Source organism: Hydrogenophaga sp. R2, from assembly GCF_049843595.1.
In the GTDB taxonomy this organism is placed as follows: domain Bacteria; phylum Pseudomonadota; class Gammaproteobacteria; order Burkholderiales; family Burkholderiaceae_C; genus Hydrogenophaga.
In genome coordinates this window covers 778278-801423 of record NZ_JBBHZN010000001.1, presented here as the reverse complement: position 1 = coordinate 801423, position 23146 = coordinate 778278, and the positions used below count along the sequence as shown (strand labels likewise).

General features: G+C 67.4%; 20 protein-coding genes and 1 tRNA gene. 6 read left to right on the top strand and 15 right to left on the bottom strand.

Annotated features, from left to right (window positions below):
• Nucleotides 1-3: 3 nt before the first annotated feature.
• The 13 genes from WD026_RS03890 to WD026_RS03830 form a co-directional block, all read right to left on the bottom strand.
• Nucleotides 4-990, bottom strand: a complete 987-nt coding sequence (locus WD026_RS03890; RefSeq protein WP_425722331.1) for a DMT family transporter — start codon at nucleotides 988-990, stop codon at nucleotides 4-6.
• The gene (gene typA, locus WD026_RS03885; RefSeq protein ID WP_425722330.1) at nucleotides 987-2813 is read right to left on the bottom strand and encodes a translational GTPase TypA; all 1827 of its coding nucleotides are present in this window, start codon (nucleotides 2811-2813) and stop codon (nucleotides 987-989) included. Before typA ends, WD026_RS03890 begins: the two co-directional genes overlap by 4 nt.
• Nucleotides 2810-3784, bottom strand: a complete 975-nt coding sequence (truB, locus tag WD026_RS03880; RefSeq protein ID WP_425722329.1) for a tRNA pseudouridine(55) synthase TruB — start codon at nucleotides 3782-3784, stop codon at nucleotides 2810-2812. The genes typA and truB overlap by 4 nt, the downstream gene beginning before the upstream one ends.
• 2 nt (nucleotides 3785-3786) lie before the next feature.
• The gene (gene rbfA, locus WD026_RS03875) at nucleotides 3787-4161 is read right to left on the bottom strand and encodes a 30S ribosome-binding factor RbfA (protein WP_086120992.1); all 375 of its coding nucleotides are present in this window, start codon (nucleotides 4159-4161) and stop codon (nucleotides 3787-3789) included.
• 9 nt (nucleotides 4162-4170) lie between these two features.
• Entirely contained in the window at nucleotides 4171-7017 is a 2847-nt protein-coding gene (gene infB / locus WD026_RS03870) for a translation initiation factor IF-2 (protein WP_425722328.1), read from the bottom strand.
• Nucleotides 7018-7046: 29 nt separating this feature from the next.
• Entirely contained in the window at nucleotides 7047-8546 is a 1500-nt protein-coding gene (nusA, locus tag WD026_RS03865; protein WP_425722327.1) for a transcription termination factor NusA, read from the bottom strand.
• 51 nt (nucleotides 8547-8597) lie between these two features.
• Nucleotides 8598-9194, bottom strand: a complete 597-nt coding sequence (gene rimP, locus WD026_RS03860) for a ribosome maturation factor RimP (RefSeq protein WP_425722326.1) — start codon at nucleotides 9192-9194, stop codon at nucleotides 8598-8600.
• A gap of 156 nt (nucleotides 9195-9350) precedes the next feature.
• Nucleotides 9351-9572 (bottom strand): DUF2788 domain-containing protein, encoded by a 222-nt coding sequence (locus tag WD026_RS03855; RefSeq protein WP_425722325.1) that lies wholly within the window; start codon nucleotides 9570-9572, stop codon nucleotides 9351-9353.
• A gap of 1 nt (nucleotide 9573) precedes the next feature.
• Nucleotides 9574-10311, bottom strand: a complete 738-nt coding sequence (locus tag WD026_RS03850; RefSeq protein WP_425722324.1) for a DUF2189 domain-containing protein — start codon at nucleotides 10309-10311, stop codon at nucleotides 9574-9576.
• 6 nt (nucleotides 10312-10317) lie between these two features.
• Entirely contained in the window at nucleotides 10318-11925 is a 1608-nt protein-coding gene (locus WD026_RS03845) for an ABC transporter ATP-binding protein (RefSeq protein WP_425722323.1), read from the bottom strand.
• Nucleotides 11922-12974, bottom strand: coding sequence for an ABC transporter permease (locus WD026_RS03840; protein ID WP_425722322.1), 1053 nt, complete (start codon nucleotides 12972-12974; stop codon nucleotides 11922-11924). The genes WD026_RS03845 and WD026_RS03840 overlap by 4 nt, the downstream gene beginning before the upstream one ends.
• A complete protein-coding gene (locus tag WD026_RS03835; protein ID WP_425722321.1) occupies nucleotides 12974-14002 on the bottom strand; it encodes a microcin C ABC transporter permease YejB in 1029 nt (342 codons plus the stop codon). Before WD026_RS03835 ends, WD026_RS03840 begins: the two co-directional genes overlap by 1 nt.
• A 2-nt stretch (nucleotides 14003-14004) precedes the next feature.
• Nucleotides 14005-15810: an extracellular solute-binding protein gene (locus WD026_RS03830; protein WP_425723197.1), complete on the bottom strand. Its 1806-nt coding sequence runs from the start codon at nucleotides 15808-15810 to the stop codon at nucleotides 14005-14007.
• A gap of 70 nt (nucleotides 15811-15880) precedes the next feature.
• Between WD026_RS03830 and fabI the strand changes: the two genes are divergently transcribed.
• A complete protein-coding gene (fabI, locus tag WD026_RS03825; RefSeq protein ID WP_425722320.1) occupies nucleotides 15881-16672 on the top strand; it encodes an enoyl-ACP reductase FabI in 792 nt (263 codons plus the stop codon).
• Between the two features lie 66 nt (nucleotides 16673-16738).
• On the opposite strand, the gene WD026_RS03820 is transcribed toward fabI, so the two are convergent.
• Complete coding sequence (locus tag WD026_RS03820) at nucleotides 16739-19036, bottom strand: Orn/Lys/Arg decarboxylase N-terminal domain-containing protein (protein ID WP_425722319.1); 2298 nt, start codon at nucleotides 19034-19036, stop codon at nucleotides 16739-16741.
• Between the two features lie 199 nt (nucleotides 19037-19235).
• Between WD026_RS03820 and WD026_RS03815 the strand changes: the two genes are divergently transcribed.
• From WD026_RS03815 to WD026_RS03795, 5 genes are all read left to right on the top strand, one after another.
• The gene (locus WD026_RS03815; protein ID WP_425722318.1) at nucleotides 19236-19661 is read left to right on the top strand and encodes an NfeD family protein; all 426 of its coding nucleotides are present in this window, start codon (nucleotides 19236-19238) and stop codon (nucleotides 19659-19661) included.
• Between the two features lie 33 nt (nucleotides 19662-19694).
• The gene (locus WD026_RS03810) at nucleotides 19695-20615 is read left to right on the top strand and encodes an SPFH domain-containing protein (protein WP_425722317.1); all 921 of its coding nucleotides are present in this window, start codon (nucleotides 19695-19697) and stop codon (nucleotides 20613-20615) included.
• A gap of 6 nt (nucleotides 20616-20621) precedes the next feature.
• Nucleotides 20622-21017 (top strand): DUF2237 family protein, encoded by a 396-nt coding sequence (locus WD026_RS03805; RefSeq protein WP_425722316.1) that lies wholly within the window; start codon nucleotides 20622-20624, stop codon nucleotides 21015-21017.
• Between the two features lie 56 nt (nucleotides 21018-21073).
• A tRNA-Ser gene (locus WD026_RS03800) sits at nucleotides 21074-21163 on the top strand.
• A gap of 318 nt (nucleotides 21164-21481) precedes the next feature.
• A complete protein-coding gene (locus WD026_RS03795; RefSeq protein WP_425722315.1) occupies nucleotides 21482-21796 on the top strand; it encodes an RNA recognition motif domain-containing protein in 315 nt (104 codons plus the stop codon).
• A gap of 91 nt (nucleotides 21797-21887) precedes the next feature.
• On the opposite strand, the gene WD026_RS03790 is transcribed toward WD026_RS03795, so the two are convergent.
• On the bottom strand, nucleotides 21888-23075 hold the full coding sequence (locus WD026_RS03790) for a branched-chain amino acid ABC transporter substrate-binding protein (protein ID WP_425722314.1): 1188 nt from the start codon (nucleotides 23073-23075) through the stop codon (nucleotides 21888-21890).
• Nucleotides 23076-23146: the final 71 nt, after the last annotated feature.

Below are 23146 nucleotides of genomic sequence, written 5' to 3'. Positions count from 1 at the left end.
GGGTCAGCGCCCTTCCAGCGACTGGATACGCGGCAGGGCAGAACGCGCCCGCCAGCCCAGCAGTTCGTTGATGACCAGGGCACCGATCACCACGGTCCCCCCCAGCAGCACCGGTCGGCCCGGTGCCTCACCGGCACCCACCCAGGCCAGCAGGATGCCGAAGATCACTTCCAGCAGCGCCAGCAGCGACACCTCGGGCGCCTTGAGCACCCGGGCACACACCACCGACAGCACGCAGGGAATGGCCAGCTGCGCCAGGCCCAGCAGGCCCAGCCAGGCGATGTCGGACCGCGTGGCCTCGAACGGCAGGGCCAGCGGCAGCGTGCACAGGCTGGAGATGACCGCCCCCAGCAGCACCGACGGCACCAGGTCGATCGATTCACCCTGGCTGCGGCTGCGCTGCACCACGGTCCAGTTGGTGGCCCCGGCCAGCGGCACGCACAGCGACACCAGCGAACCGATCACCAGCGAGCTGGTGTCGATGGACGCGTCGTCGAAGGCCGCCAGGAACTGCGTGCCGTACATGTAGACGATGCCCGCGCCGGCCGCCACGATGGCGGCCCAGGTGCGCCAGGGCAAGGCCTGACCGATGACCACCCGGGTGAGCAGCGCCGTGAACAGCGGGCCCAGCGCCATGATGATCAGCACGTTGGCCACGGTGGTGAAGGTCAGCGCCAGCATGAAGGCGGTGAACATCACGCTCCAGCACACCCCGCTGATCCAGAACGCGGGCGATTCCGGCAGCAGGCCCCAGTGCCGGTGCAGCCACCGCCCCAGCGGCGAACGCTCCGTGGCATCGGCCGGCACCCCGCCGGTGCGCCGCCACAGCGGCAGCAGCACCAGCAGCGACAACGCGGTGAAGGCACTGCGCCAGAAGGTCACCTCGAAGCGCGCCGCCGACTCCAGCTGGCGCGAGACCACCCCGGCGGTGGACCACAGCAGGGTCACCACCACCATCAGCAGGACGGCGCGGGTGTGGGTGAGCTTCATGCCTCGCGGCTGGCCCGCTTGCGCTCGTGCTCCTTCAGGAAGCGCTTGCGCAGGCGCACGCTCTTGGGCGTGATCTCGACCAGCTCGTCGTCCTCGATGAATTCCACGCCGTACTCCAGCGTCAGCTCGATCGGGGGCGTGATCTTGATGGCGTCTTCCTTGCCGGACACACGGAAGTTGGTCAGCTGCTTGGTGCGGGTGGCGTTGACCACCAGGTCGTTGTCACGGCTGTGGATGCCCACGATCATGCCCTCGTACACCGGGTCGTTCGGGCGCACGAACATGCGGCCACGGTCGTCCAGCTTGCCCAGGGCGTAGGTGAAGATCTCGCCGTCGTCCATGCTGATGAGCACGCCGTTCTTGCGGCTGGCGATTTCGCCCTTGTGCGGCTCGTAGCTGTCGAAGATGTTGCTGATCAGGCCCGAACCACGGGTCAGGTTCAGGAATTCGTTGGTGAAGCCGATCAGGCCCCGGGCCGGAATGCGGTATTCCAGGCGCACGCGGCCCTTGCCGTCGGGGATCATGTTGACCAGCTCGCCCTTGCGCTCGCCCAGGGCCTGCATCACGCCACCCTGGTGCTGCTCCTCGATGTCGGCCGTCACCAGTTCGATGGGCTCGCACTTCTCGCCATTGATCTCGCGGAACACCACGCGCGGCTTGGACACCGCCAGCTCGTAGCCTTCGCGGCGCATGTTCTCCAGCAGGATGGTCAGGTGCAGTTCGCCGCGGCCCGACACCTCGAACACGCCGTCCTCCTCGGTTTCCTTCACACGCAGGGCCACGTTGGACTGCAGTTCCTTCTGCAGGCGGTCCCAGATCTGGCGGCTGGTGACGTACTTGCCTTCGCGGCCGGCCAGCGGGCTGGTGTTGACGCAGAAGTTCATGGTCAGGGTGGGCTCGTCCACCTTGAGCATGGGCAGGGGCGCGGGGTTGGCCGGGTCGGTCACGGTCACGCCGATGCCGATGTCGGCAATGCCGTTGATCAGCACGATGTCGCCCGGGCCGGCCTCGGGGGCCTGCACACGGTCCAGGCCCTGGAAGGTCAGCACCTGGTTGATGCGCCCCTTGAGCGACTTGCCGTCCGGACCTTCCATCACCAGCACGTCCATGCCGGGCTTGATGGTGCCCTGGCTGATGCGGCCCACGCCGATGCGGCCCACGAAGGTGGAGAAGTCGAGCGCGGAGATCTGCAGCTGCAGCGGCGCGGTCGGGTCACCCTTCTGCGAGGGCACGTGCTTGAGCACGGTGTCGAACAGGGCCGACATGTCCGGGCCCCACTGCTCGCCCGGCGCGCCCTCTTCCAGCGAGGTCCAGCCATTGATGCCCGAGGCATAGACCACCGGGAATTCGAGCTGCTCGTCGCTGGCGCCCAGGTTGGCGAACAGGTCGAAGGCCTCGTTGATCACCTTGGTCGGGTTGGCACCGGGCTTGTCGACCTTGTTGACCACCACGATGGGCTTCAGGCCCAGGGCCAGGGCCTTCTTGGTCACGAAACGGGTCTGCGGCATCGGGCCTTCCTGGGCATCGATCAGCAGCACCACGCCGTCCACCATGGACAGCGCACGCTCCACCTCGCCGCCGAAGTCCGCGTGGCCCGGGGTGTCGACGATGTTGATGTGGGTGCCCTGCCAGCTCACCGCGCAGTTCTTGGCCAGGATGGTGATGCCGCGCTCGCGTTCGATGGCGTTGTTGTCCATCACGGTGTCGACCACCTTCTCGTGCTCGGCGAAGGTGCCGGACTGCCGCAGCAGCTGGTCGACCATGGTGGTCTTGCCGTGGTCGACGTGGGCAATGATGGCGATGTTGCGAATTTGCTTGCTCATGGTGTGGGTTCCGGTGAGGTTTCCTGGATCTGCTGGATTTCGATGGGGCTCAGCAAGCGCCCCGGTATGAGTTCTCCGCCGGCCACGTGGGCACTGCCCAGCAGCACTTCGCTGCCATCGGCGGATGGCGGGCCGTAGACGGCCACCTGGGTGTGATCGGGCCAGTCGCCACGGCGGCGCACGCCGCTGAGGAACCGGCCAGCATCCTCCGGCCCGAGGGTGACGCGGGCATGACCCGGCAGCAGGCTCTGCACCGGCAGCAGCCGCTGCAGGCGCGCGGCCTCGGGCAAGGCCTCCAGCTCGGCCAGGGTGGTGCACTGGGCGTCGGTGAACGGGCCGGTGGCCAGGCGCCGCAGCAGGCTCAGGTGGCCGCCACAGCCCAGGGCCGCGCCGATGTCTTCCCCCAGGGTGCGGATGTAGGTGCCCTTGCTGCAGCACACCCGCAGGCGCAGGCTGGGAGCATCGCCACCCAGCTGCAGGTCCAGCAGCTCGATGTCGTGGATCACCACCCGGCGCGGCTCGCGCTCCACGGTTTCGCCGTCCCGGGCGTATTCGTACAGCGGCTTGCCATCCTTCTTGAGGGCGCTGTGCATGGGCGGCACCTGCTCGATCGGGCCCATGAAGCGGTCCAGCACCTCGACCACCTGGCCTGCCGTGCAGGTCACCGGCCGGGTGTCGAGCACATCGCCCTCGGCGTCGGCGGTGGTGGTGGTCACGCCCAGGCGCACCACCGTCTCGTAGGTCTTGTCGGCGTCCAGGTGCAGCTGGCTGAACTTGGTGGCGGCGCCAAAGCACAAGGGCAGCACGCCGCTGGCCAGCGGATCGAGCGTGCCGGTGTGGCCCGCCTTCTCGGCCCGCAGCAACCACTTGGCCTTCTGCAAGGCCTGGTTGCTGGAGAGTCCCAGCGGTTTGTCGAGCAACAGCACCCCATGCACAGGGCGCCGCTGCACCCGTGTGCTCTGGCGCTGCATGGTCATTCCTCGTTCTTGGAACGCGATGCAACGGCCTTGGAGATCAAGGCGTTCATGTCGGCCGCGCGCTCGGTGGTGCGGTCGAACACGAAGTGCAGCGTGGGCACGGTGTGGATGTGCAGGCGCTTGAACAGCCCGTTGCGCAGGAACCCGGCCGCCGCGTTCAGGCCGGCCAGGGTCTCTTCGGGCTCGCCGGTGAGCAGGCTGAAGAACACCTTGGCGTGGGCGTAGTCGGGCGTGACCTCGACCGCATTGATCGTGACCATGCCCACGCGCGGGTCCTTGAGCTCGCGCGCGATCAGCTCGGCCAGATCGCGCTGGATCTGGTCGGCCACGCGGAAGCCGCGGTTGGGGACGGAAGACGCTTTGCGGGGCATGACCAGGCCTTACAGCGTGCGCGCCACTTCCTTGACTTCAAAGAACTCGAGCTGGTCGCCCTCTTTGATGTCGTTGTAGTTGCGCAGCTTGATACCGCACTCGAAGCCTTCCTTGACCTCGCGCACGTCGTCCTTGAGGCGCTTGAGCGACTCCAGCTCGCCGGTGTAGACCACCACGTTGTCGCGCAGCAGGCGGAAATGCGCCGAACGCGTGACCATGCCGTTGGTGACCATGCAGCCGGCCACGGTGCCGATCTTGGAGGCCACGAACACGGTGCGGATCTCGGCCGTGCCGATGACTTCCTCGCGCTTCTCGGGAGCCAGCATGCCCGACATGGCGGCCTTGAGCTCGTCCACCGCGTCGTAGATGATGTTGTAGTAGCGCAGGTCGATCTCGTTGCCCTCGGCCAGCTTGCGGGCACCGGCATCGGCGCGCACGTTGAAGCCGATCACGATGGCACCGGCCGCAATGGCCAGGTTGATGTCGGATTCGCTGATGCCGCCCACGCCGGCGTACACCAGCTGCACCTTGACCTCGTCGGTCGAGAGCTTGAGCAGCGAGGCCGCCAGGGCTTCCTGCGAACCCTGCACATCGGCCTTGAGGATGATGGGCAGCGTCTTGACCTCGCCGGCGGTCATGTCGGCAAACATGTTCTCCAGCTTGGCCGCCTGCTGCTTGGCCAGCTTGGTGTTGCGGAACTTGCCCGCGCGGTACGTGGCGATCTCGCGGGCACGGCGCTCGTCGGCCATGACCATGAACTCGTCGCCGGCCTGCGGCACTTCCGACAGACCCTGGATCTCCACCGGGATCGACGGACCGGCTTCCTTGGCCGGCTTGCCGTTCTCGTCCAGCATGGCGCGCACGCGGCCGGAGGTCTGACCCGCCAGCACCACGTCGCCCACCTTGAGCGTGCCCGACTGCACCAGCACGGTGGCCACGGCGCCACGGCCCTTGTCCAGGCGGGCTTCGATCACCAGGCCCTTGGCCATGGCGTCCACCGGAGCCTTGAGCTCCAGCACCTCGGCCTGCAGCAGCACCTGCTCCAGCAGCGCGTCGATGCCCAGGCCGGTCTTGGCCGACACCGCCACGAAGGGGGAGTCGCCACCGAATTCTTCCGGCACCACCTCTTCGCCGACCAGTTCGGACTTGACGCGCTCGATGTTGGCTTCCGGCTTGTCGGCCTTGGTCATGGCCACGACGATGGGAACACCGGCCGCCTTGGCGTGCTTCACGGCTTCCTTGGTCTGCGGCATGACGCCGTCATCGGCCGCACAGACCAGGATGACGATGTCGGTGGCCTGTGCACCGCGCGCCCGCATGGCGGTGAACGCCTCGTGGCCCGGGGTGTCCAGGAAGGTGACCATGCCGCGCGGCGTGTCCACGTGGTAGGCACCGATGTGCTGGGTGATGCCGCCGGCTTCGCCCGCCGCCACCTTGCTGCGGCGGATGTAGTCCAGCAGCGAGGTCTTGCCGTGGTCGACGTGGCCCATCACGGTCACCACCGGTGCCCGCGGCAGGGCTTCGGCCGACTGGCTTGCGGCTTCCTCGTCGGTGAAGGCTTCCGGATCGTCCAGCGCGGCCACCACCGCCTTGTGGCCCAGTTCCTCCACCACGATCATGGCGGTGTCCTGGTCCAGGGGCTGGTTGATGGTGACCATCTGGCCCAGCTTCATCAGCTGCTTGATGACCTCGGACGACTTCAGGCTCATCTTGTGGGCCAGTTCCGCCACCGTGATGGTCTCGGGCACATGCACCTCGATGACCTTGAACTCGGTCGGTGCCTGGAAGCTGCCCTGGCCACCGTCGCGCGAGTCGCGGTCGTTTCGACGGCCCTTGGGACCGCCGCGCCAGTTGGAGCGCCCGGCCGTGGTGTCGCCACGGGTCTTGATTTCCTTCTTCTTGGCCGCGTCGTCCTTCCAGGTGGAAGACAGGTTCTCCGACTTGACCTCTTTCTTGCCGGCCACGCCGGCAGCGGGTGCCGCGGCACCGGCAGGCGCCTTGGCAGGCGTGCCGGCGGGCTTGTGCAGGGTGCCCTTGAGGCCGGCCTTGGCATCGGGTGCCGGCTCGGGCTTCTTGGCCACCAGGGTCTTGGCCGGGGTGGCCATCATGGCGCGGATGCTGGCGGCTTCGGCCTCGGCCTTGCGGCGGCGCTCCATCAGCTCCTGGGCGCGCTGGTCCTCGGCCTTCTTGGCCTCGGCGGCGCGGGCAGCTTCGGCACGGGCGGCTTCGGCCTTGGCATCGGCAGCCTTGGTGTCCACCGCGGGCGCGGGGGCCGGGGCGGCCACGGCAGCCGGCTTCTCGGCGGCCTGGCGGGCGCGCTCGGCCTCGGCAGCGGCGGCCGCTTCGGCTTCCTGGCGGGCGGCCTCGGCAGCGCGGGCTTCTTCGGCTTCGCGCTGCTGGCGCTTGGCGGCCAGTTCTTCTTCCTGGCGACGGATCAGCTCGGCCCGACGGCGGGCTTCTTCCTCGCGGCGGGCCAGTTCCTCGTGATCGATCACGGGAGCGGCCGGGGCCTGCGGCTCGGCAGCTGCCTGCGCCTCGGGCACGGCCACTTCGTCATCGCGCTTGATGAAGGTGCGCTTCTTGCGCACTTCCACCTGGATGGTGCGGGCACGCCCGGTGGCGTCGGCCTGCTTGATCTCGGAGGTGGACTTCTTGACCAGGGTGATCTTCTTGCGCTCGCCACCGGCCGTGCCATGCGCGGCCTTGAGGTGGTTGAGCAGCATCTGCTTGTCGGACTCGGTCACGGGGTCCGATCCGGCGGATTTGGGCACGCCGGCTGCGGAGAGTTGCTCCAGCAGCAGGGTGGTCGGTTTGTTCAGTTCGGCAGCCAGCTCGGCGACGGTGGTACTTGTCATGGGTTCTTTGCTCCGTGGGCCTCCGCTGCTCAGGATGCCGAGGACGCTTCGTCACCGGCGAACCAGTGCGCGCGCGCCTGCATGATCAGGGCAGTGGCCTCTTCCGGCGTCTGGCCGGTGATGTCGGTGAGCTCGTCGGTGGCCAGATCGGCCAGCTCGTCGCGGGTGTGGATGCCGGCCTCGGCCAGCTTGGCGATCTGCTCTGGGGTGATGCCGGTGAGGTCACGCAGGTTCTGCGACACCTCCTCCACGCTCTCCTCGCGGGCGATCTCCATGGTCAGCAGGGCATCCTTGGCACGGGTGCGCAGCTCGTTGACGGTCTCTTCGTCGAAGGCCTCGATCTCCAGCATTTCCTGCAGCGGCACGTAGGCCACCTCTTCGAGGCTGGTGAAGCCTTCCTCGATCAGGATGTCGGCGATTTCCTGGTCCACGTCGAGCTTGGCCATGAAGACCTTGCGGATGCCGTCGGCCTCTTCGGCCTGTTTCTGGGCCGACTCGTCGGCGGTCATGATGTTGATGCGCCAGCCGGTCAGGTCGGAGGCCAGGCGCACGTTCTGGCCGCCACGGCCGATGGCGATCGCCAGGTTTTCCTCGTCCACCACCACGTCCATGGCGTGGCGCTCTTCGTCCACCACGATGGACACCACGTTGGCCGGGGCCAGGGCGCCGATGACGAACTGGGCCGGGTCGTCGGACCAGAGCACGATGTCCACGCGCTCGCCGGCGAGCTCGTTGGTCACGGCGTTCACGCGGGAGCCACGCACGCCCACGCAGGTGCCGATGGGGTCGATGCGGCGGTCGTTGCTCTGCACCGCGATCTTGGCGCGCGAACCCGGGTCACGGGCGCACTTCTTGATCTCCAGCAGGCCCTGCTCGATCTCGGGCACTTCCTGGCGGAACAGCTCGATCATGAACTCGGGGGCGGAACGCGACAGCAGGATGGGGGCGCCGCGCAGGGTCAGGTCCACTTCCATGATCATGGCGCGCACACGGTCGCCGGTGCGGAAGTTTTCCTTCGGGATCATCTCGCCGCGGCGCAGACGGCCCTCGACGCGACCGCTCTCGACGATCAGGTCGCCCTTGTCCATGCGCTTGACCGTGCCCACGAAGATCTTGTCGCCGCGCGACATGAAGTCGTTGAGCAGCATCTCGCGCTCGGCGTCGCGGATCTTCTGCAGGATGACCTGCTTGGCGGCCATGGCGCCGATGCGGCCGATCGGCACGCTCTCCACCGGCTTCTCGATGTAGTCGCCTTCCTCGATGTCGGCGATCTCCTCGCGGGCATCGGACAGCAGCTCTTCGGCATCGGGGTTCTGCAGGCCGGCCGAATCGGGCACGACCAGCCAGCGGCGGAAGGTCTCGTAGGCGCCGGTGTCGGGGTCCATGGCCACCCGGATGTCGACCTCGCCCTTGTAGAGCTTCTTGGTGGCCGAGGCCAGGGCCTGTTCCACAGCACCCATGACGATATCGCGCTCGACGTTCTTCTCACGCGAGATCGCATCGATCAGCATCAACATTTCGCGGTTCATTTCACTCGCCCACCTTTCGCATTGCTTGTCTGTTCTGTCATCGGTCGGGGATCAGCCGGCATCGGCTGCCGACCCTCCCGGGGCCTTGCGGCCCTTGAAATTCACGATCGGCGCCAGTCGCGCCTGCTGCAGTTCGTCCAGCGAGAACGTCAGTGCCTGCAGCGGCGCGGCCTGCCGCTTCTTGCTCACGCGCTGGCCCGGCTTGGGTTCGGGCTCGTCGCTCCAGACGATCTGCCACTGCACACCGTCGGCCGCACGCTCCAGCGTGCCGCGAAACTTCTTGCGGCTGGCCGAGACGGCGCCGCCATTGGCCCCCAGCGGGGCCTTGAGCGTGATGTCGATCACCTCGCCCTGGAAGCGGACGAAATCGATCTCGTGCCGCAGCGGCCGGTCGATGCCGGGCGACCCGACTTCCAGGCGGCGGTAGTCCAGACCTTCCACCTCCAGCAGGTACTGCAGCTGGCGGGTGATGGTCTCGCAGTCTTCCACGGTCACGAAGCGCTCGGCCGGCCGGGCCTGGCCTTCGGCGGGCGGCGTCCAGGGCCAGTCGATGGTGACGCGCAGCAGCCCGCCGGCCGACCGTTCAAGGTCGACCAGGTCAAAACCCAGTCCGGTGACGGTTTGCGCGACGGTGTCTTGCCAGGCCATGTATGCGTGTGTCGGGGCCGAGGCCCCGGGTCCCGTACAGAGAAGCACCCAAAGCCGATCAGCCAAAAAAAATGGGCCGGTAGTAACCCGCCCATTTGGTCGTGAAGCCGGGATTGTAACGCGCACGACACCCCGGATGCAACCCGCCACGCCCCCTCAGATGCCCAGAATCCACTGGATCAGGTTCTTGGCCAGAAAACCCAGCATGCCGAAGGACAGCACCATGAACAGCACGAAGGTGCCGAAGCGGCCCGCCTTGGACTCCCGGGCCAGGTTGAACACGATGAACAGCATGTACAGGATGAAGGCGCCCACCCCGAACGTCAGCCCGAACTGGGCGATCTGACCCTCGGTGAAGCCCCAGAGCGTGCCTTCCATGTCAGTGCGCCGCCAGGTCGCGGTAGGCATGCCAGCTGGCATGGGCGATCCAGGGGATGACCACCACCAGCCCGGCCAGGGCCAGCACCATGCCCAGCCCCACCAGCACGGCGATCAGCAGCGCCCACAGCACCATGGGCGCCGGGTGCGCCGCCACCGCCCGCCAGCTGGCCATCACCGCCTGGTGCACCGGCACCGGGCGGTCCACCAGCATGGGCAGCGCCACCACGGTGGAGGCGTACACCGGGGTGGCCAGCAAGGCCCCCTGCAGCAGCCAGAGCTCGAACAGGCCGAGCTCGGGCGCCAGCACCACGAAGCGCAGGAAATCCAGCGGCTTTTCGATCGGCGTGGGCGACGCCAGGGTGATCAGCCCGGCCGAGGTCAGCACCCAGCCCGTGCCGGCCAGGCCCAGCAGCAGGCCGAACCGCACCAGCCGCGCCTCGCGCGAGCGCCACAGTGCCATCACCTCGGGCATGCCGATCTGCCGGCCCTCCTGCAGCGCCCGGCTGACCGCGTACAGGCCGGTGGCGACGATGGGCGCCACGATGAGGAAGCCGGAAAACGCCCCGGCCAGCAGCCAGAAACGGTCGCGGGCCAGCAGCAGGAGCAGCCCGCCGAAGGCGGTGACCAGCAGGCCGTGCACCAGCCCGGGCACCGGGTTGCGGCACAGGTCGGCCCAGCCCAGGCGCAGCCAGCGCCAGGGAGACGAGAGGGATACAGGCTCGGTGGAAGCGTTCATGTCGTGTCAGGCGGCCGCCTGGACCAGCAGCCGGGTGTAAGGATGCACCGGGGCGCTCAGCACCTGCGCCACCGGCCCCGATTCGACCACCTGACCGTCCTTCATGACGATCACGTCGTGGGCCATGGCAGCGATCACGTCCACGTCGTGCGTGATCAGCAGGTAGGCCAGGCCGCGTTCGCGCTGCAGCCGCTGCAGCAGGCCCAGCACCTGTTTCTGCACCGTCACATCCAGCGCGCTGGTGGGCTCGTCCAGCACCAGCAGCTCGGGCTCCACCACCAGGGCGCGCGCAATGGCCAGGCGCTGGCGCTGGCCGCCGGAGAATTCGTGCGGGTAACGCTGCAGCCAGTCGCCACCCCGCTGCGGATCGTCCACCAGCCCCACGTCGGCCAGGGCGGCCACCACGCGGGCGCGGCGCTCGTGCGGCGACAGGTCCGGGTGGTGGATGGTCAGGCCCTCGCCCACGATCTGCTCCACCGTCATGCGCGGCGACAGGGACGAGAACGGGTCCTGGAACACCACCTGCACCCGCCGGCGCACCGCGCGCTGCGCCGGCAGACCCCGGCAGTCCTGCCAGCGGGTGCCGGCCACCTGCAGGTCGCCGGCGTGCGGCACCAGGCCCAGCGCGGCCAGCGCCAGGGTGGACTTGCCGGATCCGGATTCGCCGATCACGCCCAGCGTGCGCCCCCGGCCCAGCCGGAAATCAGCGCCCTGGACCGCCACGAAGCGGCCCTTGCGGAACCAGCCCCGCAAGCCCGGCAGCGGCACCGGGTAGGCCACTTCCAGGCCCTGGGCAGCCAGCAGCGCCGGTCCCTCGGGCGGCGCCTCCCCCACGTCCCGCTGGGGCTTGCTGGCCAGCAGCATGCGGGTGTAGGCATGGGCGGGCTGCGCAAACACGTCGGCCACACTGCCCTGCTCCACCAGATGACCCCGCTCCATCACCGCCACCCGGTCGGCGAAGCGGCGCACCAGGTTCAGGTCGTGGGTGATCAGCAGCACCGCCATGCCGTGCTGGCGCTGCAGGTCGGACAGCAGGTCGAGCATCTGGCCGCGCAGGCTCACGTCCAGCGCGGTGGTGGGTTCGTCGGCCAGCAGCAGCTTCGGTGAGCTGGCCAGCGCCATGGCGATCATGGCGCGCTGGCGCTGGCCGCCGCTGAGCTGGTGCGGGTAGGCGCCAGCGCGGCGCTGCGGCTCGGGAATGCCGGTGGACGCCAGCAGCTCCACCGTGCCGGCCTGGGCCTGGGCGGCAGTCAGCCCCTTCTTGAGCTGCAGCACCTCGGCAATCTGCTGGCCCACGGTGTAGAGCGGGTTGAGCGCCGTCATGGGCTCCTGGAAGATGACCGCCACCTCGTCGCCGCGCACGCCGCGCAGTTCGCGTTCGGACAAGGCCAGCAGGTCGCGCCCGCCCAGCAGAGCCTGGCCGCGCACCTCGGCGTTGTTGACCAGCTTCAGCAGCGACAGGGCCGACACCGTCTTGCCCGAGCCCGACTCGCCCACCAGGGCCAGCTTCTCGCCCGGCGCAATGGAGAAGTCGATGCCGTGCACCACGGTGCGCCCGGCAAAGGCCACCTGCAGGCCACGCACGTCGAGCAAGGGGATCGTGGCGTGGCTCATGCGTCGGCCTTGCGGGGGTCGAGGGCGTCGCGCAGCGCGTCGCCCATGAAGGTCAGCAGCAGCAGGGTGATCACCAGCACGCCGAAGGTGGACATCGAGATCCACCAGGCATCGATGTTGTTCTTGCCCTGGCTCAGCAGCTCGCCCAGCGACGGCGTGCCCGGCGGCACCCCCAGCCCCAGGAAGTCCAGCGAGGTCAGCGCCAGGATGGCGGCGCTCATGCGGAACGGCAGGAAGGTCACCACCGGCGTCAGGCTGTTGGGCAGCACATGGCGCCAGATGATCTGGGCATTGCTCAGGCCCATGGCCCGGGCGGCCCGCACATAGTCGAGCTGGCGGTTGCGCAGGAACTCGGCCCGCACATAGTCCGACAGCCCCATCCAGCCGAACAGGCTGAGCAGCACCAGCAGCAGGCCCACGCTGGGTGCGAACACCGCCGAGAAGATGATCAGCAGGTAGAGCTCGGGCATGGAGCCCCAGATCTCGATGAAGCGCTGGAAGGCCAGGTCGGTGCGGCCGCCGAAGAAGCCCTGGATGGCGCCGGTGAGCACGCCCAGCAGCACGCCGATGACGGTCAGTGCCAGGGCAAACAGCACGCTCACGCGAAAGCCGTAGATCAGCTGGGCCAGCAGGTCGCGGCCCCGGTCATCGGTGCCCAGCCAGTTGGCCGCCGACGGGGGCGACGGGTTGGGCAGCTCGGCAAAGTAGTTGATGGTCCTGGGGCCGTAGGGGTTGGGGGCGTAGAGGGCCCAGTTGTCGCCCTGGGTGATCTGCGCCTTGATGAACGGGTCCAGGTAATCGGTGGGCGTATCGAAGTCGCCACCGAACACCGTTTCGGCATGGTCCTGCACGATGGGGAAGTACCACTGACCCTGGTAGCGCACCACCAGCGGCCGGTCGTTGGACACCAGCTCGGCCGCCAGGCTCAGCAGCACCAGCACACAAAAGCCGATCAGGCTCCAGTAGCCCAGGCGGTTGCGGCAGAAGCGCTGCCAGGCGCGGCGGCCCGGGCTCAGGGCGACAGGACGGGGGGTGGCGGCGTCGGTCATCAGTCGAACTTCACCCGGGGATCGACCCAGACATAACAGAGGTCGGAGATCAGCTTGGTCACCAGGCCGATCAGCGTGAACAGGAACAGCGTGCCCAGCACCACCGGGTAGTCGCGCCGGATCACGCTCTCATAGCTCAGCAGGCCCAGGCCGTCGAGCGAGAACAGGGTTTCGATCAGCAGCGAGCCGGCAAAGAAGGCACCGATGAAGGCGGCCGGAAAACCCGTGACGATGGGAATGAGCGCGTTGCGGAACACATGCTTCCACAGCACCTGCCGCTCGCTCAGGCCCTTGGCCCGGGCGGTCATGACGTACTGCTTGCGGATCTCTTCCAGGAAGGCGTTCTTGGTCAGCATGGCGGTCACCGCAAAGCTGCCCAGCACCATGGCGGTCACCGGCAGGGTGATGTGCCAGAGGTAATCGACGATGCGCGCCCCCCAGGACAGCTCCTCCCAGTGGGACGAGGTCAGCCCGCGCAGCGGAAACCACTGCAATTGCCCGCCAAAGATCACCAGCAGCGCCACGCCCAGCACGAAACCGGGGATGGCATAGCCGACCAGGATGATCAGCGTGGTGACCAGATCGAACCGGGTGCCGGCCCGCACCGCCTTGGCCACGCCCAGCGGCACCGCCACGCCGTAGCTGATGAGGAAGGTCCACAGACCCAGCGTGATGGACACCGGCAGCTTCTCGATGATGAGGTCGGCCACCGGCTTGTTCTGGAAGAAGCTGGTGCCCAGGTCAAAGCGGGCGAACTGGCCCAGCATCTGGAAGAAGCGCTCGTGCGCCGGCTTGTCGAAGCCGTAGAGCGCCTTGATCTGCTCGATGCGCTTGGGGTCCACGCCCTGCGCCCCCCGGTACACCGCCCCGCCCTCGGCCCCGGCCGCGCCACCAGCCGCGCGCGCCTCGGCCAGGTACTGCTCCACCGGCCCGCCCGGCACGAACTGGATGACCACGAAGGTCAGCAGCAGCACCCCCAGTAGGGTGGGGATCATCAGCAGCAGGCGTTTGAGGATGTAGACCCACATGATCAGCGTGACTCCCGTGCCCACCAGGTGTCGATGGCCCAGACCTCGCCGGAGGCATACGGCGGCATCTGCTCGGGCCTTGCGAGGCGCCAGGCGTTGTAGGCCATGCGGTGCGTGGTGGCGGACCACTGCGGGATCAGCACATGGCTGTGGCTCACGGCCCGGTCCAGCGCGCGGCAGGCGGCGGTGAAGCTGGCGCGGTCGCTGGCGGCGGTCATGCGTTCGATGATCGCGTCCACCGCCGGGTTGGCCAGACCGGTGTGGTTGCCGGAGTCTTCCGTGCGGGCGGCCTGGCTGCCGAACAGGTCGGCGTACTCGGCCCCGGGCGTGCTGGTGCCGCCGTAGGCCAGCGAGATGATGTCGAAATCGAAGGTGCGCAGCCGCTGCTGGTAGAGCGCGAAGTCCACCGGGCGGAAGCGCAGCTGCACGCCCAGCTTTTCCAGGTTGCGGGTCCAGGGCGCCACCACCCGGGCACCCACCTCGGCACTGTCCAGATACTCCAGCACCATGGCCTTGCCTTCGGCGTTGCGCAGCGCGCCGTCCTTGACGGTCCAGCCGGCCTCGCGCAGCAGGGCCTGGGCCTGACGCAGGTTCTGGCGCAGGGACCTGTCGCCATCGGTGCGCGGCGGTTCAAAAGCGGGGCCGAACACGGCATCGGGCAATCGGCCGCGCCACGGCTCCAGCAGCGCCAGCTCGGCCGGCGACGGCAGGCCCTGGGCCGAACAGTCGGTGTTGCCGAACAGGCCACGCACCCGCTGGTAGGCGCCGTAGAACATCTGCCGGTTCATCCACTCGTAGTCCAGCGCCAGGCCGAGTGCCTGGCGCACCCGGATGTCGTCGAGCGGCGGGCGCCGGGTGTTGAGCACATAGCTCTGGAAGCCCGTGGGCAGGCGGTGCTGGAACTCGCCCTTGACCAGCTCGCCGCTGTCGAAGCGCTTGCCGGTGACGCGGCGCGCCCAGTCGCCGGCCGAGAAGAAGCGCATCAGGTCGAACTCGCCGGCCTTGAGCGCTTCCAGCCGCGCCGTGTTGTCCTTGTAGATCTTGACCGTGATGCGGTCGAAGTTGGCCGTGCCGCGCCGCACCGGCAGGTCGCGCGCCCAGTAGGCCGGGTCGCGCAGGTAGGTGATGTCGCGCCCGAAGTTGACCGGCCCGATGCGGTACGGCCCGCTGCCGATGGGGATGTCGGTGACCACCTGGTCGAAGGTCTTGCGCTGCCCGGTCTTGGGGTCGATCTGGTTGCCCCACTGCCGGCTGAACACCGGCAGGCCACCCACGGTGAGCGGCAGTTCGCGGTTGGGCTTGCGGAAGCGGTAGCGCACCGTGCGCTCGTCCAGCACGTCCAGGCCGGCCACCTCGGCCAGGATGGTCTTGTAGACCGGCGAGGTGTGCGGCCCCATCAGGGTGTCGAAGCTGTGCTTGACGTCGGCGGCCAGCACCGGGTCGCCGTTGTGGAAGCGCGCCGTGCTGCGCAGCCGGAAGGTCACCGACAGGCCGTCGGGCGCGGCCTGCACGTCTTCGGCCAGCAGGCCGTAGCCGGCGCCGTTCTCGTCCAGCGCGCCGGTCAGCAGGCTGTCGAACATCAGGTTGCTGAGATAGGCCGGTGCACTGCCCCGCAGGGTGAAGGGGTTGTACTTGTCGAAGGTGCTGGTGCGCAGGTTGCTCACCAGCGGCAACTCACCCCCTTTGGGGGCCTGCGGGTTGACATAGCCGAAATGGGTGAAGCCGGCGGGGTACTTGAGGTCGCCCCAGATCGCATACCCGTGGGCCGCCCAGGCCGGCGCCGACAGGGCCGCCAGCACCAGGAGCATGCAGAAGCGGCGGCAGGCGCACAAAAACGTCATGCGACAATTCTGCTGCAATTTTTATGGAGATTGAATGATGGGTTTTCTCGCGGGCAAGAAACTGCTGATCACAGGCGTGCTGTCCAACCGCTCGATTGCTTATGGCATTGCCAAGGCCTGCCACCAGCAGGGTGCCGAACTGGCCTTCAGCTACGTCGGTGAACGCTTCAAGGACCGCATCACCGAGTTCGCCGCCGACTTCGGCTCGAACCTGATCTTCGATTGCGACGTGGGAGACGACGCCCAGATCGCCCAGCTGTTTGAAGACCTCTCGAAGACCTGGCCCAAGTTCGACGGCTTCGTGCACAGCATCGGCTTCGCCCCGCGCGAGGCCATTGCCGGCGACTTCCTGGACGGCCTCTCGCGCGAGAGCTTCCGCATCGCCCACGACATCAGCGCCTACAGCTTCCCGGCCATGGCCAAGGCCGCCCTGCCCTACCTCAACGACAAGTCGGCCCTGCTGACCCTGAGCTACCTGGGCGCCCTGCGGGCCGTGCCCAACTACAACACCATGGGCCTGGCCAAGGCCAGCCTGGAGGCCTCGGTGCGCTACCTGGCCGAATCGCTGGGCCCGCGCGGCATGCGCGTCAACGGCATCAGCGCCGGCCCCATCAAGACCCTGGCCGCCAGCGGCATCAAGGACTTCGGCAAGCTGCTCAACGTGGTGGCCAGCGCCTCGCCGATCCGTCGCAACGTGACCATCGAGGACGTGGGCAACGTGGCGGCCTTCCTGCTGTCCGACCTGGCCGGCGGCGTCACGGCCGAGATCACCTATGTGGATGGCGGCTACAGCCAGACCACCGGCCTGAGCAAGGACAACATGGCCTGATCCCCCGAGCATCCGGGCATGAAAAAGCCGCCCTCGGGCGGCTTTTTTGTGGGCGCTGCGGTGGCCTCAGGCCTTGACGCTGGCGGCGACACAGTCAGCGAAATACGCCTTCTGGCCGTCCTCGCCCACCACCTCCACCAGGCCGTGGATGTCGGTCTCGAAGCCGGGGCACTGGCGGTTGAATTCGCGGGCGAACTTCAGGTAGTCCACGATCTTGCGGTTGAACACCTCGCCCGGGATGAGCAGCGGGATGCCGGGCGGGTACGGCGTGACCAGGCTGGTGGTGATGCGGCCTTCCAGCTGGTCGATCGGCACCCGCTCGGTGGTGCGCTGGGCGATGTGGGCAAAGGCGTCCGACGGCTTCATGGCCGGCGTGAGGTCGCTCAGGTACATCTCGGTGGTCAGGCGGGCGATGTCGTAGCGGGCGTACATCTCGTGCACGTGCTGGCACAGGTCGCGCAGGCCCATCTGCTCGTAGCGCGGGTGCTTCTGGCAGAACTCCGGCAGGATGCGCCACATGGGCTGGTTCTTGGCGTAGTCGTCCTTGAACTGCTGCAGCGCCGTCAGCAGCGTGTTCCAGCGGCCCTTGGTGATGCCGATGGTGAACATGATGAAGAAGCTGTAGAGGCCGGTCTTCTCGACCACCACGCCGTGCTCGGCCAGGAACTTGGTGACGATGGAGGCCGGGATGCCGGTCTCGCCGAAGCTGCCGTCCAGCTTGAGGCCGGGGGTGACGATGGTGGCCTTGATGGGGTCGAGCATGTTGAAGCCCGGCGCCATGTCGCCAAAGCCATGCCAGTCCTTCTCGGTGTCGTGGCCGTCGTCGCTCTTCTGGCGGTTGAGCACCCAGTCGCGCGCTTCACCCACGCCCTCTTCGGCCAGGTGCTCGGGGCCCCAGACCTGGAACCACCAGTCGTCGGCACCGAACTCGTCCTCGATCTTGCGCATGGCGCGGCGGAAATCGAGCGCCTCCAGGATGCTTTCTTCCACCAGCGCACGGCCACCGGGCGGCTCCATCATGGCGGCGGCCACGTCGCAGCTGGCGATGATGGCGTACTGCGGGCTGGTGCTGGTGTGCATCAGGTACGCCTCGTTGAAGAGGTGGCGGTCCAGCTTGACGTTCTGCGAGTCCTGCACCAGCACATGGCTGGCCTGGCTGATGCCGGCCAGCAGCTTGTGGATGGACTGGGTGGAATACACCACCGACTCCTTCGGCCGCGCCCGCTTCTTGCCCATGGCGTGGAAGTTGCCGTAGAACGGGTGGAAGGCGGCGTGCGGCAGCCAGGCCTCGTCGAAGTGCAGGTTGGCCACATAGCCGTCGAGCATCTGCTTGATGGCTTCGGTGTTGTAGAGCACGCCGTCGTAGGTCGACTGGGTCAGCGTGAGCACCCGGGGCTTGACCGATGCCGCGTCCACGCCGGCGAGCAGCGGGTTGGCGCGGATCTTGGCCTGGATGGACTCGATCTCGAACTCGGCCTGGGGAATCGGGCCGATGATGCCGTAGTGGTTGCGCGTGGGCTTGAGAAAGACCGGAATCGCGCCGGTCATGATGATGGAGTGCAGGATGCTCTTGTGGCAGTTGCGGTCCACCACCACCACGTCGCCCGGCGCGACCGTGTGGTGCCACACCATCTTGTTGCTGGTGCTGGTGCCGTTGGTGACGAAGAAGCAGTGGTCGGCATTGAAGATGCGCGCGGCATTGCGCTCCGATGCCCCGATGGCACCGTTGTGGTCCAGCAGCTGGCCCAGTTCTTCCACCGCGTTGCACACGTCGGCGCGCAGCATGTTCTCGCCGAAGAACTGGTGGAACATCTGGCCCACCGGCGTCTTCAGGAAGGCCACGCCGCCCGAATGGCCCGGGCAGTGCCACGAATAGGAGCCGTCCTCGGCGTAGTCGAGCAGCGCCTTGAAGAACGGCGGCTGGATGCCTTCCAGGTAGCTCTTGGCCTCGCGGATGATGTGGCGGGCCACGAACTCCGGCGTGTCCTCGAACATGTGGATGAAGCCGTGCAGCTCGCGCAGGATGTCGTTGGGCAGGTGCCGGCTGGTCTTGGTCTCGCCGTAGATGTAGATCGGCACCTCGGCGTTCTTGCGCCGCACCTCGTCGATGAAGTTGCGCAGGTTCAGCACCGCCGGATCCAGCTCGGGGCCGGGGGTGAATTCCTCGTCGTCGATGGACAGGATGAAGGCGCTGGCCCGGCTCTGCTGCTGGGCGAACTGGCTCAGGTCGCCGTAGCTGGTCACACCCACCACCTCGAAGCCTTCGCTCTCGATGGCCTGGGCCAGCGCGCGGATGCCCAGACCCGAGCTGTTCTCGGAACGGAAGTCCTCGTCGATGATGACGATGGGGAAACGGAATTTCATCTCAAGCTCCAGCCAGTGGCGGCCACACCGCCCGACATGCAGACCCGAAGGCCGCAAAGAAAAGGCCCGACGACCTCACGCCGTCGGGCAAGGGCCGAAGTGTACGGAAATCGCGTGTCGCTCCGGCGGCGGATGCCGGCTTTTGTCGCAGAATCGACCACAGACCGGCCACAAGCTGCCGGCATGAAAGGCCTTGTTCATGGCGATGTCGACGATCTGGTGGCTGCTGGCCGGCGGTGCGGTGGCGCTGGAACTGTTCACCGGCACCTTCTACCTGCTCATGGTGGCCCTGGGCCTGGCGGCCGGCGCGCTGGCGGCGCACGGCGGGCTGAGCCTGACCGCGCAGCTGGTGGCCTCGGCCGTGGTGGGTGCGGGCGCCGTGGCCGTCTGGACTGCCGTGCGCCGCCGCAACGCCTCCAGCCTTCCGGCCAGTGCACAGCGCGATGTCAATCTGGACATCGGCGAAGTGGTGCAGGTGCAGGCCTGGGAAGCCGACGGCACGGCCCATGTGCAGTACCGGGGCGCCCGCTGGACCGCCGTTCCCCGCGCCGGGCTCACCCCCGAACCGGGGCCGCACCGCGTGACCGAACTGATCGGCAACCGGCTGGTGCTGGACAAGGCCTGACCTCCCTCTTCTTCATCCACACGGAAATCCCTCATGGAAATCGCGATCGCCCTCATCGTCATAGCGGCCATCTTCATCAAGAGCTCGATCAAGGTCGTGCCCCAGCAGAACGCCTGGGTGGTGGAGCGGCTGGGCAAGTACCACACCGCGCTGGCGCCGGGCCTGAACTTCATCGTGCCCTTCATCGACAAGGTGGCCTACCAGCACAGCCTCAAGGAGATCCCGCTGGATGTGCCGAGCCAGATCTGCATCACGCGCGACAACACCCAGCTGCAGGTGGACGGCATCCTGTACTTCCAGGTGACCGACCCCATGCGCGCCAGCTACGGCTCGTCCAACTACATCGTGGCGGTCACCCAGCTGGCCCAGACCTCGCTGCGTTCGGTCATCGGCAAGCTCGAACTCGACAAGACCTTCGAGGAGCGCGACATCATCAACGCCCAGGTGGTCCAGGCCATCGACGAAGCCGCGCTCAACTGGGGCGTGAAGGTGCTGCGCTACGAGATCAAGGACCTGACCCCGCCCAAGGAAATCCTGCATGCCATGCAGCAGCAGATCACGGCCGAGCGTGAGAAACGCGCCCTGATCGCCGCCTCCGAGGGCCGTCGCCAGGAACAGATCAACATCGCCACCGGCGAGCGCGAGGCCTTCATCGCGCGCTCCGAAGGCGAGAAGCAGGCCGCCATCAACAACGCACTGGGTGAGGCCGCCTCCATCACCGCCGTGGCCGACGCCACCGCGCAGGCCATCGAGCGCGTGGCCGCCGCCATCCGACAGCCTGGCGGTCAGGAAGCGGTGCAGCTCAAGGTGGCCGAGCGCGCCGTGGACGCCTATGCCAAGGTGGCCGCGGACGCCAACACCACACTCATCGTGCCCGGCAACATGACCGAGGTGTCCTCCCTCATCACATCGGCCATGAAGATGGTCAACGCCACCCAGGCCCCCTCTCGCTGACACACCATGGACCACGACGCGCTCAATGTGCTGGGCGACCCCCTGCAGGCCTGCTCCTTCGACCCGGTCACCGGCTTCTACCGCGATGGCTGCTGCCACACCGGGCCCGACGATGTGGGCACGCATGTGGTGTGCGCCCGCGTGACGGCGGAGTTCCTGGCCTTCTCGAAGGCGGTCGGCAACGACCTCAGCACACCGCGTCCCGAATGGCGCTTCCCGGGGCTCCAGCCGGGAGACCGCTGGTGCCTGTGCGTGCGGCGCTGGAAAGAGGCATTGACCGCCGGCGTGGCGCCTCCGGTCATCCTGGAAGCCACACACGCATCCACCCTGCAGTTCGTGGACCTGCCGACGCTGCAGCAACACGCCTGGCGAAAATCCACCGACGGCAGCGCGGCCACCTGAATCGCTGCGACGCCGGGAAAACCGGGCTTGCGCCCTGCTACAATCGCAGGCTTCGCGGAGAGGTGGATGAGCGGTTTAAGTCGCACGCCTGGAAAGCGTGTGTGGGCTAATCCCCACCGCGGGTTCGAATCCCGCCCTCTCCGCCACCCCACAACAGCCCCTGCCGTCGTGCGACCGCAGGGGCTTTTTGTTGGGCCGGTCCGGGCGAACCGGCGCTCGACGGTTGTGCCGGGCCTCAAACACTGTCACACTCCACCCCCTGTTGCGAACGCTTTCCTCAGCAACAGACAAGTTTGATCCGGGCAGCGGTTCCCCCAACACCGCACACCTCCACCGCACTGATCCGTTCAGGGTCCCCGCCGGTGGTCTGACTTCCTCCCCAGGCGAGCTTCTTTCGGCCATTCCACATGGCCGTCCACGGCACGCGCTACCCATTTCGCAGCGCACACTCTGAAAGGCTCAACATGAGCAGCAAACTTTACGTCGGCAACCTGTCCTACTCGGTTCGCGACGACGATCTCCAGCAGCAGTTCTCTTCCTTCGGCCAGGTGCAGTCCGCCAAGGTCATGATGGAGCGCGACACCGGTCGCTCCAAGGGTTTCGGCTTTGTCGAGATGTCCAGCCCGGCCGAAGCCGAAGCCGCCATCCAGGGCATGCACGGCAAGAACATGGGCGGCCGTGACCTGACGGTCAACATCGCTCGCCCGATGGAGCCCCGCGCCCCGCGCAGCGGCGGCTTCGGCGGTGGTTACGACGGCAACCGTCGCAACAGCTACTGAGCCACGGCGCTCCGGGGTCTTTCACACTCCAGCGCCCAAGAAAAAAGCCGCCCCTCGGGGCGGCTTTTTTGCGTGAGGACCGATCGGTTGATCAGCGGATCACGGCGATGGTGGTGCGGTTGCCGCCCTTGTAGGTCATCAGGGTCAGGGCGCCGTTCTTGATGTCGCCCTTCTCGTCAAACTCGATGTTGCCGGTCACGCCCTTGTAGTTCGTGGCCTTCAGAGCAGGCAGGTACACCTTGGGGTCGGCCGAGCCGGCGGTGACCATGGCGTTGGCCATGACCTTGACGGCGTCGTACACGTACGGGGCGTACACCTGGACATCGGCGTTGAACTTGGCCTTGAAGTCGGCGCGGAACTTGTCCATGCCGGCCTTCTGTTCGCCTTCGACACCACCGGCTTCGGCGCAGTAGACCTGCTCGTCGGCCATGCCGTCACCCGACAGCTTGGGCAGCTCGGAAGTGCAGATGCCGTCGCCGCCCATGAACTTGGCGTTGATGCCCAGCTGCTTCATCTGCTTGAGCATGGGGCCGGCCACGGCGTCCATGCCGCCGAAGAACACCACGTCGGGCTTCTTGGCCTTCAGGGTGGTCAGGATGGCGTTGAAGTCGGTGGCCTTGTCGTTGGTGAATTCACGACCCACGACCTTGCCGCCAGCGGCGATCACGCCCTTCTCGAACTCGTCGGCCACGCCTTGACCGTAAGCGGTGCGGTCGTCGATGACGGCCACGTTGGCTGCCTTGAGGGTCTGCACGGCGTACTTGCCCAGGGTGCCACCCAGGTGCACGTCGTCAGCCACGACGCGGAAGGCGCCCTGGTAGCCCTGGCGGGTGTACTTGGGGTTGGTGGCGGACGGGGATATCTGGGGGATGCCGGCGTCGTTGTAGATCTGCGAGGCCGGGATGGTGGTGCCGGAGTTCAGGTGACCGATCACGCCGGCGACCTTGGCGTCCACCAGCTTGGTGGCAGCGGCGGTGCCCTGCTTGGGATCGGCAGCGTCGTCTTCAGCCAGCAGCTCGAACTTGACCGGCTTGCCACCCAGGGTCAGGCCGGCGGCGTTCAGCTCTTCGATGGCCATGCGGGCGCCGTTCTCGTTGTCCTTGCCCAGGTGGGCGATGGCGCCACTGGTGGGACCAACGTGACCGATCTTGACGACCTGGGCTTCAGCTGCGGGGGCAGCAGCGGGAGCGGCGGCGGGCGCAGCGGCCTCTTCCTTCTTGCCACAAGCCGCAAGCGCCACAGCCGCGGCGATGACGGCCAGTTTGATGTTCAGTTGCATGGGGATTCCTCGAAAGGGATGAAGTTGAAACGCGGAGGGAACTTTTTTCTCCACCGCATAAAGATACCCCA

What these genes read in the sequence shown, in the direction of transcription:
- WD026_RS03890 (WP_425722331.1), bottom strand. Translation starts at nt 990, where the DNA reads ATGAAGCTCACCCACACCCGCGCCGTCCTGCTGATGGTGGTGGTGACC.
- typA (WP_425722330.1), bottom strand. Translation starts at nt 2,813, where the DNA reads ATGAGCAAGCAAATTCGCAACATCGCCATCATTGCCCACGTCGACCAC.
- truB (WP_425722329.1), bottom strand. Translation starts at nt 3,784, where the DNA reads ATGCAGCGCCAGAGCACACGGGTGCAGCGGCGCCCTGTGCATGGGGTG.
- rbfA (WP_086120992.1), bottom strand. Translation starts at nt 4,161, where the DNA reads ATGCCCCGCAAAGCGTCTTCCGTCCCCAACCGCGGCTTCCGCGTGGCC.
- infB (WP_425722328.1), bottom strand. Translation starts at nt 7,017, where the DNA reads ATGACAAGTACCACCGTCGCCGAGCTGGCTGCCGAACTGAACAAACCG.
- nusA (WP_425722327.1), bottom strand. Translation starts at nt 8,546, where the DNA reads ATGAACCGCGAAATGTTGATGCTGATCGATGCGATCTCGCGTGAGAAG.
- rimP (WP_425722326.1), bottom strand. Translation starts at nt 9,194, where the DNA reads ATGGCCTGGCAAGACACCGTCGCGCAAACCGTCACCGGACTGGGTTTT.
- WD026_RS03855 (WP_425722325.1), bottom strand. Translation starts at nt 9,572, where the DNA reads ATGGAAGGCACGCTCTGGGGCTTCACCGAGGGTCAGATCGCCCAGTTC.
- WD026_RS03850 (WP_425722324.1), bottom strand. Translation starts at nt 10,311, where the DNA reads ATGAACGCTTCCACCGAGCCTGTATCCCTCTCGTCTCCCTGGCGCTGG.
- WD026_RS03845 (WP_425722323.1), bottom strand. Translation starts at nt 11,925, where the DNA reads ATGAGCCACGCCACGATCCCCTTGCTCGACGTGCGTGGCCTGCAGGTG.
- WD026_RS03840 (WP_425722322.1), bottom strand. Translation starts at nt 12,974, where the DNA reads ATGACCGACGCCGCCACCCCCCGTCCTGTCGCCCTGAGCCCGGGCCGC.
- WD026_RS03835 (WP_425722321.1), bottom strand. Translation starts at nt 14,002, where the DNA reads ATGTGGGTCTACATCCTCAAACGCCTGCTGCTGATGATCCCCACCCTA.
- WD026_RS03830 (WP_425723197.1), bottom strand. Translation starts at nt 15,810, where the DNA reads ATGCTCCTGGTGCTGGCGGCCCTGTCGGCGCCGGCCTGGGCGGCCCAC.
- fabI (WP_425722320.1), top strand. Translation starts at nt 15,881, where the DNA reads ATGGGTTTTCTCGCGGGCAAGAAACTGCTGATCACAGGCGTGCTGTCC.
- WD026_RS03820 (WP_425722319.1), bottom strand. Translation starts at nt 19,036, where the DNA reads ATGAAATTCCGTTTCCCCATCGTCATCATCGACGAGGACTTCCGTTCC.
- WD026_RS03815 (WP_425722318.1), top strand. Translation starts at nt 19,236, where the DNA reads ATGGCGATGTCGACGATCTGGTGGCTGCTGGCCGGCGGTGCGGTGGCG.
- WD026_RS03810 (WP_425722317.1), top strand. Translation starts at nt 19,695, where the DNA reads ATGGAAATCGCGATCGCCCTCATCGTCATAGCGGCCATCTTCATCAAG.
- WD026_RS03805 (WP_425722316.1), top strand. Translation starts at nt 20,622, where the DNA reads ATGGACCACGACGCGCTCAATGTGCTGGGCGACCCCCTGCAGGCCTGC.
- WD026_RS03795 (WP_425722315.1), top strand. Translation starts at nt 21,482, where the DNA reads ATGAGCAGCAAACTTTACGTCGGCAACCTGTCCTACTCGGTTCGCGAC.
- WD026_RS03790 (WP_425722314.1), bottom strand. Translation starts at nt 23,075, where the DNA reads ATGCAACTGAACATCAAACTGGCCGTCATCGCCGCGGCTGTGGCGCTT.